The 17,014-nt window shown below is 41.7% G+C and carries 13 protein-coding genes and 1 pseudogene; 9 read left to right on the forward strand and 5 right to left on the reverse strand.

Going from position 1 to position 17,014, the window contains the following annotated elements:
- Positions 1–68: 68 nt before the first annotated feature.
- From ACP2WE_RS03050 to ACP2WE_RS03065, 4 genes are all read right to left on the reverse strand, one after another.
- Complete coding sequence (locus ACP2WE_RS03050; RefSeq protein ID WP_425214113.1) at positions 69–767, reverse strand: PspA/IM30 family protein; 699 nt, start codon at positions 765–767, stop codon at positions 69–71.
- 210 nt (positions 768–977) lie between these two features.
- Complete coding sequence (locus tag ACP2WE_RS03055; RefSeq protein WP_425214114.1) at positions 978–1,739, reverse strand: PspA/IM30 family protein; 762 nt, start codon at positions 1,737–1,739, stop codon at positions 978–980.
- 359 nt (positions 1,740–2,098) lie between these two features.
- Positions 2,099–4,006, reverse strand: a complete 1,908-nt coding sequence (gene uvrC / locus ACP2WE_RS03060) for an excinuclease ABC subunit UvrC (RefSeq protein ID WP_425214115.1) — start codon at positions 4,004–4,006, stop codon at positions 2,099–2,101.
- Positions 4,007–4,071: 65 nt separating this feature from the next.
- Positions 4,072–4,275, reverse strand: coding sequence for a hypothetical protein (locus ACP2WE_RS03065; RefSeq protein WP_425214116.1), 204 nt, complete (start codon positions 4,273–4,275; stop codon positions 4,072–4,074).
- Between the two features lie 80 nt (positions 4,276–4,355).
- Here ACP2WE_RS03065 and ACP2WE_RS03070 point away from each other — a divergent pair.
- Positions 4,356–4,630: pseudogene (locus tag ACP2WE_RS03070) on the forward strand (BrnA antitoxin family protein).
- A gap of 108 nt (positions 4,631–4,738) precedes the next feature.
- Here ACP2WE_RS03070 and ACP2WE_RS03075 read toward each other — a convergent pair.
- Positions 4,739–5,773 carry an integron integrase gene (locus ACP2WE_RS03075; RefSeq protein WP_425214117.1) on the reverse strand — a complete coding sequence of 345 codons (1,035 nt, stop codon included), beginning with the start codon at positions 5,771–5,773 and terminating at the stop codon, positions 4,739–4,741.
- Positions 5,774–5,994: 221 nt separating this feature from the next.
- On the opposite strand from ACP2WE_RS03075, the gene ACP2WE_RS03080 reads away from it, so the two are divergent.
- From ACP2WE_RS03080 to ACP2WE_RS03115, 8 genes are all read left to right on the forward strand, one after another.
- Positions 5,995–6,261 carry a hypothetical protein gene (locus tag ACP2WE_RS03080; protein ID WP_425214118.1) on the forward strand — a complete coding sequence of 89 codons (267 nt, stop codon included), beginning with the start codon at positions 5,995–5,997 and terminating at the stop codon, positions 6,259–6,261.
- A gap of 23 nt (positions 6,262–6,284) precedes the next feature.
- Positions 6,285–6,701 carry a hypothetical protein gene (locus ACP2WE_RS03085; RefSeq protein WP_425214119.1) on the forward strand — a complete coding sequence of 139 codons (417 nt, stop codon included), beginning with the start codon at positions 6,285–6,287 and terminating at the stop codon, positions 6,699–6,701.
- Between the two features lie 340 nt (positions 6,702–7,041).
- Complete coding sequence (locus ACP2WE_RS03090; protein ID WP_425214120.1) at positions 7,042–8,133, forward strand: glycoside hydrolase family protein; 1,092 nt, start codon at positions 7,042–7,044, stop codon at positions 8,131–8,133.
- Positions 8,134–8,302: 169 nt separating this feature from the next.
- The gene (locus tag ACP2WE_RS03095) at positions 8,303–8,728 is read left to right on the forward strand and encodes a DUF7668 domain-containing protein (RefSeq protein WP_425214121.1); all 426 of its coding nucleotides are present in this window, start codon (positions 8,303–8,305) and stop codon (positions 8,726–8,728) included.
- 241 nt (positions 8,729–8,969) lie between these two features.
- Positions 8,970–10,208, forward strand: a complete 1,239-nt coding sequence (locus ACP2WE_RS03100) for a fascin domain-containing protein (RefSeq protein WP_425214122.1) — start codon at positions 8,970–8,972, stop codon at positions 10,206–10,208.
- A gap of 17 nt (positions 10,209–10,225) precedes the next feature.
- Positions 10,226–10,354 carry a hypothetical protein gene (locus tag ACP2WE_RS03105; protein ID WP_425214123.1) on the forward strand — a complete coding sequence of 43 codons (129 nt, stop codon included), beginning with the start codon at positions 10,226–10,228 and terminating at the stop codon, positions 10,352–10,354.
- A 39-nt stretch (positions 10,355–10,393) separates the two neighbouring features.
- Positions 10,394–11,409, forward strand: a 1,016-nt coding sequence (locus tag ACP2WE_RS03110) for a trypsin-like serine peptidase (protein ID WP_425214124.1), incomplete at its 3' end; no start/stop codon positions are given.
- A gap of 1,049 nt (positions 11,410–12,458) precedes the next feature.
- A complete protein-coding gene (locus ACP2WE_RS03115) occupies positions 12,459–16,712 on the forward strand; it encodes a Hachiman antiphage defense system protein HamA (protein WP_425214125.1) in 4,254 nt (1,417 codons plus the stop codon).
- The last annotated feature ends 302 nt before the right edge of the window (positions 16,713–17,014 follow it).

Below are 17,014 nucleotides of genomic sequence, written 5' to 3' on the forward strand. Positions count from 1 at the left end.
AAATCAGATGATTTAAAAGTAGCAGAAAAGCAAAAGATCTGAATCAAGGATTTGCACGGATTTTGAGACTACTCAGAAGGTGGTAATACAGGGGTAGAAGGGCTACTACCAGCGATCGCTTTTAACTTTAATGCGGCAAGCTCATCATCTTCATCACTGCCTGCTTCCAGTTGAGCAAATTTGAGTTCGAGTGCATCCATGCCCAACTCAGCCGTAGCCGCAGCTTCTGCTTCCGCGATCGCTACTTTTTCTTTCATGCGATCGAAGGTGGCAAAAGCCGAGTCGGTATTGACCTCGCCCAAAACATTGTTGATATTAGTTTGTGCATTAGCCGCCTGCAAGCGTGCCGTAAGCACAGATTTCATCGTTTTAGCTTCAGAAAGCTTGCTTTCCAATGCCGCCAAACTAAGCTTTAGTTTCGCAACCTCACCTGTATGTCGTTCGAGATTCTCACTCAGCGATGCAGCAGTAGCAGTAGCAGCTTTTTTGCGTCTCAGGGCTTCACGCGCCAAACTTTCATCCTCTTTTTGGATGGCAAGCAGCGCTCGACGTTCCCAGTTTTCAGCTTCGATATTCGTTTTGTTGTACTCATCTTGTTGAAGCTTTTGGGCGGCGATCGCTTGGGCTACTGCTTGCCGCAACTGTACCAAATCTTCCTGCATATCAAGGATTGTCTGCTCTAAAATTTTTTTTGGATCTTCCGCATCGGTGACGAGTGCATTGAGATTAGATTCGATCGCCATGCTAATGCGTTGTATGAGTCCCATATCCTTATCTTTCCCTTACTAATACCTATTTCACTTGAATTTGCAACAGATTGAGAGTTGAGTGCCGCACTCCGCACTTTTTTTACAAAGCAATGCGAAGGTGTTTTTTGAAAATGGGATAAAGTCAAGCTTTCGATCGACCAATTATTGTTTGTAAAACGAAAATAGGGGCGAACCGTTCGCCCCTATCAACATAAACATCAAATTTTGCTATTTACCCATTTGTCTGCGCAGGGCATCCAGCTCGGCATCAACATTACCAACCGAAGACTTGGTTGAGTCAGAAGGTAAAGCAGGGGTAGAAGGGCTGCTACCAGCAATCATTTTTGCTTTTAGTGCTGCGAGTTCGTCATCGACACCGCTACCTGATTCTAACTGAGCAAATTGGCTTTCAAGGTTGTCCATGCCTAGCTCAGCAGAAGCACCCGCTTTGGCTTCAGCCATCAATACCCGCTCTTCCATGCGTTCAAAAGTTGCCGAGGCAGAGTTGGTATTGACCTTGCCCAACATATTGTTGAGATTTTCTTGGGCTTTGGCAGATTGCAGACGCGCCTTGAGCATTTCTTTCTTGGTTTTAGCCTCAGAAATTTTGCCTTCAAGACCAACAAGATTACGCTTGAGGGCATCAACCTGAACTGTTTGCTGATCGAGACTGCCCTTAAGGGAAGCAACGGTGTCAGAATGAGTTTTTTTGCGGCTTAATGCTTCCCGTGCTAGATTTTCATCCCCCTTTTGCAGTGCCAACATTGCCCGACGCTCCCATTCTTGAGCTTGGGTATTAGCTTGGTTATACTGTTGCTCTTGACGCTTTAGGGCTGCCATTGATTGGGCTACTGCTTGACGCAGTTGCACCAGATCTTCCTGCATATCGATGATTGTTTGCTCCAGAATCTTTTCTGGGTCTTCAGCGGAGGTGACCATCGCATTTACGTTAGACTTGACCACCATGCCGATGCGATCTAATAGTCCCATATCCTTACCTTTTCCTTAATAAAGCAAAGTCCTTTAACAATTACCTAAATATACTTCTGTGGATACAAAAATATATTGCTCCTTTGGGTCTAAGTTTTTAACCTAAAGTCTTCCAACCCAGATACGTTTCTGCTCACGCTACCATTAACTTGAGGCTAATAAAGCGATCGAGCGCACAACTAGCAGCTAGACAGCTTAGTGTGAAACGTGATTCTCTTACATAGTATCATGGGCAACCATTTGCATGCTTATGGCTTCGCAGAAAACACCTAAGCCCAGCCCATATCATTTTTTGAAAAGATTGCGCCCTGTGCGGAATCCAAAACCCGATCTGTTGCAAATTCTAAGAGAAATTGATATTAGGTAACTGGGTGAAAATGCGCGTAGATTTGCTGGGCGAGTTTGTCACCGATACCAGGGGTTTCAGCAATTTGCGCAACACTGGCTTGGCGCACGTATTCTACAGAGTGGAACTTCTCTAAGAGTTGCTTTTGGCGATGATGCCCCAAGCCGGGGATTTGGTCGAGGTGCGATCGCTGCATGCGCTGACTGCGTTTTTTGCGATGAAAGGTAATGGCAAAGCGGTGGGCTTCGTCTCGCAGCCGTCTCAATAGCTGTACGCCAGCGTGCTCGGCATCGATGCCAATTGGTTGGGTTTGGTAAGGCAAAAAGATTTCTTCGCGTTTTTTGGCAAGACTAATTACCCTAAGTTGTTCGGCAAGCCCCAGATCTTCAATTACAGCCATTACCGCTGAGAGTTGCCCTTTGCCGCCATCAATCATGACGAGATCGGGAAAATCTTCGTCAAATTCTTCAGGCGACGATCGCTCTGTGGATGGCTCTGTGGTTTTTTCTATGGATTGTGGTGCGATCGCGTACTTGCGAAACCTCCTACTCACGACCTCCGCCAGACTGGCAAAATCATCGGAGTGCCCTGAGGTAATTTCAGGATTGCGGATTTTGTAGTGGCGGTAATGTTGCTTGGCAGGTAAGCCATCAATAAACACAACCTGACTGGCAACGGCATCCGACCCTTGAATGTGGGAAATATCGTAGCCCTCAATGCGATGGGGCAATGTCGGTAAATCCAGAATTTCGGCTAACCCCTCAAGGCTTTGCTGGTTGCGATCGCTCTGTCTTTGAATTCTTGCCAACTCGTACTGCGCGTTACGCTCGACCATCTCGATTAGCTCGGCTTTTTGCTGGCGTTGGGGCATAAAAATCGTCACCTTTTTACTCTTGCGCTGGCTCAGCCAAGCACTTAAGACCTCGGCTTCGGGCAGTTCCAATTGGGTATGCACTTCATTGGGAATCTCGACGGGGTCGCAACTCTGATAATGCGCCTCTAAGGCCCGTTGCAAAATCATTGCCGATGAATCGCCTTGGCTGTCTGCCAAAAAGGCAAGCCGCCCTACCAGCCGCCCTGCACGGATTTGGAAAAGCTGAATGCAGGTATGTTGTTCGTCATGGGCAAGGGCGATCGCATCGCGAGAAACCGTATCGTCGGGCAGGGACACCTTTTGGTCTGCCCCCAGATGCTTGAGCGTGTTGATTTGGTCGCGAATAAAGGCGGCTTTCTCAAACTCTAAATCCTCGGCGGCGGTCTCCATTTTTGCCGAGAGCGCATCGATCAACTCGCGAGTGCGCCCCTGAAAAATCATTGCCACCCGTTGCATGGTGGTGTGGTAGTCCTCTGGGCTAATTAGTTGCTGGCAAACTCCGGGACATAGACCCATGTCATAGTTGAGACAGGGGCGATCTTTAAACATCGGTTTGGGACGCTGGCGCAGGGGAAAGACACGCTTGATAATCCCTAAGGTGCGTTTGAGATTGTGCACATCGACATAGGGCCCGTAATATTTATCTTTGGCAGAGCCGAGATTGCGCCTGCGGGTGATAAAAATGCGGGGGTAAGCATCCGACCAAGTAATACAAACGTAGGGATATTTCTTGTCGTCCTTGAGCAGAACGTTGTAGTAGGGCTGATGCTGCTTGATCAGATTGTCTTCGAGGGCAAGCGCTTCGGCTTCGGAGTCGGTGACGATAAACTCAATTTCACTGACCAACTGCACCATCATGGCGATGCGCGGCGACAGGTCTTGGCTACTGCGAAAATACGATCGCACCCGATTGCGTAGGGCTTTGGATTTGCCAATGTAGAGAATCTGATCTTGGCGATCGCGCATCAAATATACCCCTGCTTCTAAGGGGATATCTTTGAGACGGGCTTGCAGTTTTTCAGGATTTTGGATCAGGCTCAAGGTCATGGATTCCTTGACCAAGCGGAGTAAAGCTTGGGGAGTGCTGTCGTCTATATTTAATTTACTGTATTTTATTGAGCGACTGTCTGCGATCGCAACTGCAATAGGGATAGAAACTCAGCTAATTCCACTAAGCCCTCTGCCTCTTGTCTTTCTAATAGGCTTAGTCTTTCCCCAGCATCTTGGCGATCGAGCAAAAGCTGAAGACGAAATTGCACTGCTTCAGGTAGCCTAAAGTGAGTCAGTTCAACTGGTATCTCAATGATTTCAGGCATAGTGATTTGGTGGGATAAAATAACTGTCAAGTCTAGTGCTAGTTTAACTCAAAGCTCTTCTGCAAGAAAGGCAATCTAATATGAGCAACAAACCTATTTTGAGCAAATCTGAAACAGACTGGCAACGACTCGATGCAATGACTGACGAAGCGATCGATCTGTCTGACTGCCCTGAAATTACACCTGAAAAATTTGCTAAAGTTGTGGTTCGACATGGTTTACCCGTAGCCAGCACAAAGCTCAAGTGACTTTACGAATTGACAGCGATATTTTGGAATGGTTTAAGTCTCAAGGACGAGGCTATCAAACCCAAATTAATAGCTTACTACAAGCGTATATGGAAGACCATCATTAATGGTTTGAAGGTGATATTGCACAATGGTTTAAAGGTGATCTTGATTGTCAACGCGATCGCACCCAATTGTCTGGGGCTTTAGATTTGTCGATGGATGAAATTCGATCGCTAGCGATCGAGTGGACTAATCACGCCCTTTCCGCCGCGATTGAGAACGTGCGTATAAATCATCGTGGTTTTCACATCTTTGTGTCCCAATAATTCCTGAACCGTGCGAATGTCATAACCACTTTGAAGTAGATGCGTTGCAAAACTATGACGAAAGGTATGACATCCTACCCGCTTTTCAATTTTTGTAAGTCTCACGGCTTGTTTGATTGCTTTTTGCAATCCACTCTCATGCAAATGATGGCGGAGCATAGCTTCACTCCGAGGATCTTTAGAGATGTGACTGCTTGGGAAAACATATTGCCAAATCCACTCACGACAAGCATTGGGATACTTCCTTTCTAAAGCAAAGGGCAAATTGACTACCCCATAACCCTTATCTAAATCTTGATGATGCAGATGTTTCACGCCCTCCAAATGCACTTGAAGCTGTTCTACAATACTTTTTGGTAACATCGTAATGCGACTTTCCATTCCCTTGCTATCTCGGATAACAATCTGCTGCTGTGAAAAATCCACATCTTTGACCCGCAATTGTAATGCTTCGTTCAACCGCATTCCACTTCCATAAAGTAGCTTGACAAGCAGTTGATAGACTCCAGAAAGATTTTGAATGATTGCCAATACTTCATCCACAGTTAGCACGGTAGGCAAGTTGCGAGGACGTTTGGCACGAACAGTATCAAGACACAAATCTAATTCTTGCTGCAATACGTGTTTGTACAAAAATAAAATCGCACAAAGAGCCTGATTTTGAGTGGAAGCCGCGACATTCTCTTCAACCGCAAGATAAGTTAAGAATGAATTGACCTCAGCGCCACCCATTTCACTAGGATGACGGATGCCATTAAACAAAATGTAGCGTCGAATCCACTGCACATATGTTTTCTCAGTCTGATAGGAATAGTGCTTAACCCGAATGGCATCACGAACGCGATCGAGCAATTTTCTTGGCGGCTGAACCTCATCAGCAACAGGCTCAGCTACTTTATTTTCTCTATTCCTAAGAATTGGTTTTAGTTTGATACTCTGCATTTTTCCGTATAACACCCTATACAAGGATGTTACCCAGAAAAATTCCGTATAGTACACCAAATAGTTGTGTTAACCCGAAAGTTTCAGTATAATCATACTGTTTAAGGTAGTTATACGGAAACTTTCCGTATAATACATAGTTAGACCGCAAGGTTCTGACGAGACTGTAACCAGAGGATATTTGTTAGGTTCCAACATCATTTTGTTAAGGAGTAAGACCAATGCCACCAGTGGATCGAGATCCAGTAGAGCGCGTTATTGATGCAGTACGTGAACGGGTTGATCGAGTCAAAGAGGATGTCGGACATGCTTTAGACGGCAATTTTGATCGCGTTAGTGAAGACACTAAGCGGGATCTTGCTCAATCTGTTCAAGATTCTATGGAGGGTAGATCTCGCGTTGATATACCTGTCAATGATCGAGTGACTGTTCAGGGTCGTCGAGAAAGAGATGGTTCTGTCAGTGTTGGTATCAAGATTGATCTTTAAAACTTAGATAGAGGATATTAGCAATGGCACGTCGATTAGCTGGAACGGTAATTATTAATGGTACTGATGATGAAACCTGGCCCCAGAGTAATGAGCATACCAATCGTGTATTTAATGTAGAGATGGTTCTTGATGCTGGGCAGCCTGCATCCGCGATGGATATTCCAGATGTACGTTGGGGTGGTGAATGTCGTGTTGAACTAAGAATTACAGCCAGAGTTGTGGATGGTAAAGCTGTGCAGATTGAGGGGAACGCAAAGCTATTCGAGGGTACATCTGAGAATACTGATGATCTTGAAGACGAAAAGGTCGTCAGCTTTACTGTTCCAAAAGGTGGTACACCAGCTCATCACAATGTCCAACTCAGAAATTCTGGAACAGGTGGAGGAGATCACGCTGAAATAGGGTTGAGCTTCACCAACTCTGTAGTTGAAGATTGAATCTGACCGAAGGGTGGATACTATCAGAGAGGGAGTATTGCTCACCTCCCTGAAGTTGCTGACTCTCAAAATGTGTATGCAATCATAATCCTGTGCAAGCGGTCTAACAATTCAAATGCAGCGGACGGTCGAAAGCCACTCATGCAGAGTTCAAGCTAATCTGCCGCCGCTGATTTGAGCCGTTAGACTTCCATCACTCAGACTTGTTAATAGGTGATGATCATGAAAAAAATTCGCTCATGTAGGGAATCAGGTGAAACTGGATTCAACTCAAAAAATTCATTTGCTTAATATAAGGATCTCAGTTGCCCTTTTTAACTAACTTCACCTACTTACCCATATGAGCGAAAAAATTATGCTTTTGCTAAGTTCAGTATTTATATGCGCTCTGTTGCTATTCAATTCTGCAAATGCACAAGCAGAGCAATTAAATATTGATCTAGGCAAAAATATATTTACGTATCATTTGATTTTTAAGCCATCAGATATAATTTCTCCCGAAGATGATAGTAATGTAAAAGGTGTTTACTCACCTTTCGTTGTAAAAACAAATAACAACACTTTTGTTATGTTTATGGGTATATCTGTATATTGCCAGAATGGCTCAGTGGCAAGAGATTCAATTGGCTATGCAGTATCTCCTGACGGAGTCAATAATTGGAAATTTAAGGGATATTTAATTGAACCTGATCAAAGAGCTTGCACCGTTCCACTTAACCAATGGCCTGAAGGCTTGCTATATCAAGTAAATGATCCAACCGTCGTGTTTCAAGACAATAATTTTTACATTTCATATACTGCTGTTAAACACAACTCCCCATTTCCTGGAAAAGAATGCGGACTTATTGGAACAGCTATTTTTGATTCTAATTTCAAGATAGTTTACCGAAATGATAATTATTTAACTCCGGGCTTGAATAACTGTAATGCAAATAAAAATGACAGTGGATTCAGTCGTCCTACATACAGGCAATTGGCGAAAAAAACATATGAATTGTGGTTTGATAAAGTCGGAAAAATCTTTAGAATTCCCGTGTCAAATGTTAATCAATTAGATGAAAGATTGATACAGCCAGTAGGTATAGAAGGTGCTCTGGATATAGATGTATTTAATGTCGATAATCATAATAAAGTATTGCTATCTTCTTTTGGTGAAGGTGTTGGTTACAATTTAAGTGATGATCAAAATGTTTGGGATGGATGGAAGCCACTTACTAATACGTCTAGTCAATTTAATCGATGGGATGTTAACGGACAAGGAAGCCCACAATTTTTCGTTGATTTGGAAAATTGTGCATCACAAATTTATTTGGCAGGAATAGTAAAAGATGGCAATGGAATAGGCTATAAAGAAATTAACCTTGGCGTAGCAGTGCTTCGTGAGGGGGATATCAGTAGACGAATATGTGAACTAAGAAAGAGCTGGCAATAACTATATTTAATTTGATTTCTTTGTAGAACAGTATTATATTTACTCAAGGGTTTATGTAAACTTTTGTACTTCCAAATCGAGGTCTAACAAGCGCGTGCACTCGGAACAGAAGTAGACACTATCGGTTATGATGCAAATATTATCGCCGTCCAGTGACGCGCAGGGCGCTATGCGGCAAGAGGGTTGTAGCTTCGATATGCGTGATCACACTTCAGAGCGCGAGATTCTCGCCGTCAAAGACGAGTCGGGTGAGCGCCCGATTCCCACGGTCTGGCGCCCGGTATTTAGCGACGTTGTCAGCGCGCTCGTTCGGCATGACTATCGCCTCAGCGATGGCGTGCTGAAAGTTCTTCCCGTCTCCGCCGATACCGCCGATCACATGGCGAACTACATACTTGAGTATGGACAAACACTGGTGGAACTTCCCGAGCAGACCTGGGACTCGTCTGTTTGCATTTGGATGGGAAAACGTTGGGATATTCTCGTGGATTTGTGGACACAATCCGAGGGAAGAAGTGACCTAGTGCTCGGTGCAAAGGTTATGGAATCGGGCTCCGACTTCGTTGTAGATATCGGTATGGTTTACGTCCCGTGAACCGCTTGCCGCCTAACAAATCGCTGGAACGGCCGCGTGGGAGATAAAGTGCCAAGCTCAAACCACGGCGCGCGCGCCGCTCAGCTCAACCGTTAGTGTTCCAATCGCTAAACGCGCTTTCCAGATGAAAGTAATTCAAATGCGTCTTGAATGAGTATTTGTACTCTACTAGTATTTAATTACTTAGCAGGCGGAATCTGTCAGTCTAATCTGACTATACGGAATAAAAGAGGTAGAAAGAATGGGAATCGAAGCTTGTAACTCTGTTTTAGCTGGAGATTTATTCAATAAGTCAATCTCCTCAGTAACACAGGAGCAAAACTATGTTAGCTCTCTTTCGTTCTTCCATATGGGCGAGGGTGAAGCCTTTACAACATATCAGAAGTGGGCATCGAAAAATGGTGGAGAAAACCTCAATATCGGTGCCCGCTTCCCTGTTCAGGGATTTCCTGTTGGGGTTGATATTGGTGGAAATGGGAGAAGGGCTTTCATCTCTTCAGAATTTAGGCAAGAATATAGTAGATGGAAGGACGAAACAAGTTTTTCACAGCAAGATAGGGAATCTTTCTCATTTACAAGCCATTTTGCAACTTTTGTAAGAGATCCCAACACTATTGAAGCCTGGCGAGATTGTGTGGATCGAGTTTCTAGTAATCAACAAGCAAGTATTAATGGTTATGGCTTCAGAGATGAATCTGGCAATGCCTTTATCAGAATAAAGTGGAATCCTGGACCGATTCTTATTCTCGACAAAGCCTTTCTAAATATTGATACTTTTGGTGAGACTTCAATTGGTGGTACTTTTCATAAAAACTTTCGGTTGTCAAACGGTGATTCTCTTTTTCCTGTGATAACAAATGAAGATACAAGCTTTACCGTTTTGGTAAATGTAACTATACGTGATGGAGATACTAATGAACAAAAGTCTCAATTTTCTGCAGATATTGTAATTCCTCGTAGGATTATTCCAGATAATTTCATTAATCCAAACCCGAACTCGGGATTAATAACCCTCTCGTTAATAACTCTCGAAACTCGTCGAGGCTTTTTCTTCAATTGTCATGACAGTGTTGGTAGTGTTCAAGCGATCCCAAACGCTAATTCCGACCCTGCTGTAAGTGATGAGATCTTTTCAATCGTTAAGCTTGATGATGGCAGTAATAATCAAGATAAGAGTATTAACAGTGAAGACAAAGTACTTCTCCGAAGCCGTCGAGGTTTTTTCCTCAATTGTCATGACAGTGTTGGTAATGTTCAAGCGATCCCAAACGCTAATTTAGACCCTGCTGTAAGTGATGAAATCTTTACAATTGTTAAGAATGGCGGTGGGCGTATTAACAGCGGAGACAAAATTCTTTTTCGAACCCGTCGAGGTTTTTTCTTCAATTGTCATGACAGTGTTGGTAGTGTCCAAGCGATCCAAAACGCTAATTTTGACCCTGCTGTTAGTGATGAAATCTTTACAATTGTTTTTAGATAATTATGTGGTGTTTTATCATGGTTTTTAAGAAGCGTTGGATTCGATTGATGTTGCCTAACCATTCAGTGCAGCGGACGGGCGTTCTCCATGACATTTCTATGACATTCTTTGCCGCCGCTGACCTCAACCGTTGGGCGGAATTCTAAAACAAACCATATTAACGAACTTTCAGGAGAAAACTTCACATGTCTGATATTCAGAAACTGAAAGAGCTATCTGTTGATGATTTGTTACAGGAGTTAAGATCCCGTGAGGCAAAAGTTGGAAAATCTTTTCTCGCTGTTCCACTAGAACCGAGCGAGAACCTCCGTGACTTTGATAGTGAAACAATTGCCAAAATTCTTAAAGAAAATCAAAAGGTTATTTACGGAACGGATGACAGATTAGATGTGTTTCAGCTTCTAGCTGGAGATCCAGTTTTGGCTGACGTGGATAGTGTTGTTGCACTCTTTCAAGCTGCAAACGTTGTTAACAACGGTAATGGAACTTCAACATTGCAAACCCAAAATTTTGGCACCGCCCGAAATTTATGTGCTGGAGAACCTTTCGTCAATCAACCCATTGGGGCTTTCTGTTCAGGTTTTCTAGTTGCGCGGGATGTAATAGCTACGGCTGGGCATTGTGTGAATGCAGGTAATGTAGCAAATGTTCGCTTTGTCTTTGGATTCCGCATGCAGAATGCGACGACTGCCCAAACAGTCATCAATAATGGAGAAATCTACAATGGAGTCTCTATTATTGGACGACAAGAGTTTGGGAACGGTGCAGACTGGGCACTTGTTCGTATCGATCGTCCTGTTACAAACCATCGTATTGCTCAAATTCGGCAAGCTGGCAAAATAGGTGATACGCAGGCCGTCCATGTCATTGGTCATCCTGCTGGATTACCGACGAAAGTGGCTAGCAATGCATCAGTTCGAAACAACACCCCTAATGATTTTTTTGTAGCCAACCTCGATACCTATGGAGGTAATTCCGGCTCTCCTGTCTTCAATAGTAATACTCACGAGGTTGAAGGAATTCTTGTTCGTGGAGAAACAGATTTTGTCCAAAATGGTACTTGTTTTGTCTCCCTTGTCTGTCCTAATAATGGGTGCAGAGGTGAAGATTGTACGAGAACTACGGAGTTTGCACAACTGGTTCCATTTGCACCAGTTTACGCACAAGGCGACCCAGGTAGCGGAATTGGTGGCTACGATCTNAAATCTCCTGCCGATCAGTCGTTCGCATTTGANTATGACAGTAGTGGCAAACTAGATCACCTAGCATTGTATCGACCTGGGACAGGTACCATCTGGATTTTGAAGAATAGTGGTGGGAGTTTTACTCCAGTTTATGCACAAGGCGACCCAGGTAGCGGAATTGGTGGCTACGATCTTAAATCTCCTGCCGATCGAGCATTCGCATTTGACTATGACAGTAGTGGCAAACTAGATCACCTAGCATTGTATCGACCTGGGACNGGTACCATCTGGATTTTGAAGAATAGTGGTGGGAGTTTTACTCCAGTTTACGCACAAGGCGACCCAGGTAGTGGAATTGGTAGCTACGATCTCAAATCTCCTGCTGATCGAGCGTTCGCATTTGATTATGACAGTAGTGGCAAACTAGATCACCTGTCATTGTACCGACCTGGGACAGGTACCATTTGGATCTTAAGAAAAGGGTAGGTTACTAAAAGTATTGAATGATATGTGCACTGATTCACTTTCAACTAACGATTTTGAGATTTTCAAAACTACACTAGCTAAGGCGATTAACAACGCCCAGTCGCTTGATGAGATTGAGTCGTGGCTAAAGTCACAACAGTGTGTAAAATCAGTTCAATTAGCAGGTTATCTCTTAAAATCGAATCCGCCACAACGTGATTTTATTGTGGAATTTAGTTTGCAAGATGGTTCAATAGTCACAAAAATTGTTAATGTTTACGAGCTAGGCAACCAGAGTTTTCAATTTCACCAACTTAGAATTCAGTAATGACTATTTTGCATAGCTAAGATAACTCATTCTGTCACCCAACTAGCCCACTGCACCGGAACGAAGTAAATTGATCTGTGAAATTCAAAGGTTATATGCGTCCGGTGAGTGGGAGCGTTATGCCGCACCTCTCAAGCCTGTACGATTTACCTAGCTTGGTTATGGGTTAAGATCTCGTGAAAATTACTATGAAAATTACTAAAGAGAAAAAGAGTATAGATAGAATTAAGATTTCGTAGCTTACTCACTACAATAACTCTTACAGTAAAAAAAATGGATTTTCTCAAAGCATTCATAGATAATTTAGTTTTTGTTTCTTGCTCCACTCCTACTGAAAATGAAATTAAAAAGCAAAAAATTACTCCAAACGATGTAGAAACTTTTCTACGTCACTTAAAAATCGTTATTCCCTATTTCTGCCAACATCCACACAGTATTCTTGAAGAGATAGAGAACTTTAAAGAAAATGGATTAGAGTCTATTGTCAAGTATCTTCATGAAGCCACTGAGAATAATACCCAAGTTTGGAATGGGACAATTGGTGAGGCAATAGCGACTTCTTACATACTTGGTTCCACAGACTATATAATCCCTGTCTTTAAACTCCGTTTTGCCCCCAATAGAAAAATGGCAATGCATGGAGATGACTTACTTGGAATGAGATTCAAAACAGACGGCACACCAGAGAAATTATTAGTTGTAGAAGTCAAAAATTATGGCAGTAATCCGAAGCAAGCTGTTGAAAAAGCTAGTGATGGATTACTCAACGTTCAGCAAGGCTCAATAACCCTTTTAGATTTTATCATTAATCTTCTTAAGACATCTGGGAAATATGAACAGGCTAGGATGGTTAAACAGTTTCTTGATACCTATAATCATCGCTATAAGACTGAATATCTAGCTTTCATAGTGACAGAGCAAAGCAAATGGAAAGATACACATTTTGATGCTGTTGTTGATGCCATTCAGCCGCCTTTGACTATTAATACATTTCTAATCCCAAATTGGATAGAGCATCAACAAAAAATAGCCTTAACAGAAGAAAATAGGACTCCGACAAAAATATCACTCCCAAACGTTGAAATTAACGAATTAGAAGATGTACAGAAACTACTTGCTAATTCCGTCTTTAAGAATGAGCATAATCAATTAGCCTCAGAAGCTTTAACCGTTGATTTAAAGAATCAAAAAAGAACATCTATCGATTACAAGTATGATCCTATTAAATTAGAGAAAGCAGCTAACTTCCTTGGAGCAACAGGATATAATCTTTTGACGGATGATTCTGATGAGGCAGAGAAGGTACTAAAAGAAGCGGCTGTAATTCATGAAAGATTGGCAATTTTGAGGCTTGAGGATGGTCAAAACTTTAGTGCTGTAGATAATATCGTTACAAGTGCTTTACTTTATAGTTTGGCAGGTTATAACGCTAACGCCAAAGTTCTCGCATCAAAAATTCTACGCAATCAAGACATTAAAGATTCTTTACAGTCCGATATACCAAGAATTCTTCTTTCATACCTATTAAATGGAGAAGTAATTCAAATACAAGATACTCTGGCTCACTTCTTTTTCAAATTTTCTCAGAAGAAATTGGAAGAACCAGAACACGCGCCTGAAGAAGAAGAGTGGATGTGCTGGATAGCTGAAAAAATTAGTGACATTGGTGATTATCTAACTGCTAAAGCATTCGCACATTTTATTCAATACCTTCGTACAGGGGATGAGTTGCATCAGTTGGAAATTCCTAACCTAATAGCATCTGCGGGGAAGCAATATGCAACTATTGGCGATTATCGTTCTTATGTTCTCCTGTGCTCCATAGGCAATTATCTCAAAAGTTTAATCGATAATTCAGCACAGAAACTCATCAACATCCGTCTTGCCGATAGTCGAGATGACTGGAAGCTATACCTGCGCTTCCTATCCACACTTGGGAAATTTCCAATGATGTCAATGTGGAAATCACAACAGAAGGCTTTACAAGAAGGTTTACTAGAGGATAAGTCTCTCATTATTGCTATGCCTACAAGTGCAGGAAAAACTAAAACAGTTGAGATAGCAATTTACCACGCACTTAATAATAAACCAGATAGAATTTGTGCTTATGTTGTGCCAACAAGGGCTTTGGCATACGAAGTAGAGAGCAGTCTATCTATCAGCTTATCCCGCGTCAATATAGGCGTTTCTATCCTCTATGGTGGCTATGATTTTAATCAGCTAGAAGAAGATATTCTTCAAGATAATCAGGTTTTTGTCTTGACACCTGAAAAACTAGATCTGTTAACTCGTAGCAATGAAGAATTTAAGAATAAGCTTGCTCTCATTATCATTGATGAAGCGCATGATTCCGCAGCAGCAAGTCCTAGAAGTTTACGGCAAGAGTTAACTTACTCACGAGTGCTGGCAATTGCAGAAAAAAATCATGCTAGAGTCATTGGAATTTCCGCAGTTATCAATAATACTGGAGATTTTGCTAAATGGCTTTGTGGTGACGAGCACAATGTTGTCAAAATAGATTGGCGACCTACTAAGCAAAGATTAGGATATCTTAAATGGAGTCAGGGAAGAGACCCAAGGGCTACAGTTCAGTACTTAGCTCAAACTGATGATTATCCATTCGATAATTTTTTCATACCACTAAATTTTCTGAAATCTCAATGTGAAACTAAACGTAAAAACAAAAAAGGCAAATCTTATTATTCTATAGACAGTGTTTTGATTGCAGCACGACTGTCTCGATACTATATAGAAACTGGTTCCACCTTAGTTTTTACAACAACCAAGCCTCTTGTTGAAGAGATCGCTAATCGTTTGATTTCAATCTTAAGAGATCAGCCATTAGCAATCTCACAAGAAATGCAGCAGATTTCACATGAACTTGCTGAACTGCTTGGTTCTGAGCATTTACTTGTGCAAGCTATTAGTCATGGATTTTGCTATCACCATGCTGAACTTCCCAGTACAGTTAGACGGCGTATAGAAAATGCAGTACGAAGTAATATTATTCCATTGATTATTTCTACCACTACGCTGTCTCAGGGAGTAAACCTACCAATTAAGAATGTAATTGTTCATTCATTGTCTATGTACGGCACAATTACTATGTCTCAGTATGCCAATACAGTCGGGCGTGCTGGTCGGGCTGGAGCTGAAACGGAAGGGCACATTATTTTTTGTGATGAAAAGGATTTGAAGCGAGTTCAAAGCGAAGAATCAACTGAAGTATCAGAAAGTTTTATTATTTCAGGTATAAGAAATTTAACCCAATTAAGGTTGCTCTCACTTGAGACAACTGAGGAATTTTTATCTCTGTGGGCAAAATCCTCAACAAGTCAGTTTAGAAAAGATGGTGATAACTATGAGAACTGGACAACAAAAATGACAGCGAATGCAAGAAAAAGTCAAACAGAAATTTTATCCTATTTAGATTCACAGATTTTGGCATGGATTCTAGAATCTTGCATTGATGAGGTTGACGAGGAAAAAATTGAAATCATCTTTAAAAGATTGTTATGTAGTGTTCAATCCTTAGATCTGCAAGATATTTTGTCTGAATTTAAAGATGCTCTAAAAGTAAGAGCGATATCACTCAAAAATCGGTTGCCAGATATTCAACAGCGTAGATTGTTTAATCTTACTGGTTTGGGAATAGATGGCAATCAGCTAATAACAGAATATGCTCAGAGACTCGTTGAAAGAATAGATGATTACACCAATCTAACTGATTTACCTGAAGCATTTTGGCAAGAGACTTATGATTTATTTAAAAAAATTCCAGAACTTAATGAATTTCTCCAGCTTAATAACATTAATCCCTTAATAGATTGGCTTCAGGGTAAAGGGTACAAGGAGTTAGCAGATTTATACTTTGAGGGAAAAACTGAAAATGTTGTTAAAAAGCTAGAAAAAGTGACTCATGCTTTTGCCTGGGGATTTAACTCTCTAATTAGTCATGTCACCTTCTACTTAAATGGAGAAAAACTTCCTAATATTTTCAAAGGTCTTACTTCGTTTGTAACTCATGGAGTATCAACTACCGCAGCAGTATATGCAATTAGCTTGGGTGTTCATGATCGCCAGATAGCTATTGCTTTGAGCACTGCTTATCAAGCAATTTACCCTGAAACAGAATATTCAAATTTTAAGGAATGGTTATTCACCTTGAGCCTTGATCATTGGAAGGAAATTATTCAGGTAGAAGATGAAAATATCAGCAGACTTGAAGAGTGTTTCAATGAAGTTCAGAAAAAGCAACGAAAACTAGAAAAAAGTTCAACGGTTCTTGAGTGTTTATTAGAGAGAGTTGATCTTTCTTCGCAAAATGACGAAGAAATTGACAAAGATGATTTAATTGTAGTGAGCTTCGATAGCCAATTGTATCTTACGACTTATGATTATCAAAATTATTGGAAACTTGGTGGAGAGAATGCTGATAAGCTGAAGCTACTTGATCGGAAAATCCATGATTTTGTTGTTGATAATATTGACCCGAAAGAGAAAATAGCCTCCATTTCAGTATACTAAAGATTATCTATGCAACCTTGTGAGTTTCTGTCTGCTCAAACCACAGTTTTACTAATAAACTTACGGTTGTTGGAGACTCAGTAAACTAGCAGGTACAAGCAGCATAACAAATCGTTGCAGCGGCGGAATGAAGGTGGTTTAGGGGATGCTAAAGTTATTAGCCGCCGCTGAACTCAATCGTTATACCAATAGCGATCGCTCCGTTTGTTGTTGAGTTCGAAGAAGTTAAGGAAAATACTGCTCTATCAACCCACTGGGCATTTGATAGACTGATGCTAGCGCTCTCACACCAAAATCGAAGA

It is taken from the genome of Tumidithrix helvetica PCC 7403 (genome assembly GCF_965232925.1).
Lineage (GTDB): Bacteria > Cyanobacteriota > Cyanobacteriia > Pseudanabaenales > Pseudanabaenaceae > Tumidithrix > Tumidithrix helvetica.

Coding starts and splice junctions, on each gene's coding strand:
- ACP2WE_RS03050 (WP_425214113.1), bottom strand. CDS start 767: ATGGGACTCATACAACGCATTAGCATGGCGATCGAATCTAATCTCAAT.
- ACP2WE_RS03055 (WP_425214114.1), bottom strand. CDS start 1,739: ATGGGACTATTAGATCGCATCGGCATGGTGGTCAAGTCTAACGTAAAT.
- uvrC (WP_425214115.1), bottom strand. CDS start 4,006: ATGACCTTGAGCCTGATCCAAAATCCTGAAAAACTGCAAGCCCGTCTC.
- ACP2WE_RS03065 (WP_425214116.1), bottom strand. CDS start 4,275: ATGCCTGAAATCATTGAGATACCAGTTGAACTGACTCACTTTAGGCTA.
- ACP2WE_RS03075 (WP_425214117.1), bottom strand. CDS start 5,773: ATGCAGAGTATCAAACTAAAACCAATTCTTAGGAATAGAGAAAATAAA.
- ACP2WE_RS03080 (WP_425214118.1), top strand. CDS start 5,995: ATGCCACCAGTGGATCGAGATCCAGTAGAGCGCGTTATTGATGCAGTA.
- ACP2WE_RS03085 (WP_425214119.1), top strand. CDS start 6,285: ATGGCACGTCGATTAGCTGGAACGGTAATTATTAATGGTACTGATGAT.
- ACP2WE_RS03090 (WP_425214120.1), top strand. CDS start 7,042: ATGAGCGAAAAAATTATGCTTTTGCTAAGTTCAGTATTTATATGCGCT.
- ACP2WE_RS03095 (WP_425214121.1), top strand. CDS start 8,303: ATGCGGCAAGAGGGTTGTAGCTTCGATATGCGTGATCACACTTCAGAG.
- ACP2WE_RS03100 (WP_425214122.1), top strand. CDS start 8,970: ATGGGAATCGAAGCTTGTAACTCTGTTTTAGCTGGAGATTTATTCAAT.
- ACP2WE_RS03105 (WP_425214123.1), top strand. CDS start 10,226: ATGGTTTTTAAGAAGCGTTGGATTCGATTGATGTTGCCTAACCATTCA.
- ACP2WE_RS03115 (WP_425214125.1), top strand. CDS start 12,459: ATGGATTTTCTCAAAGCATTCATAGATAATTTAGTTTTTGTTTCTTGC.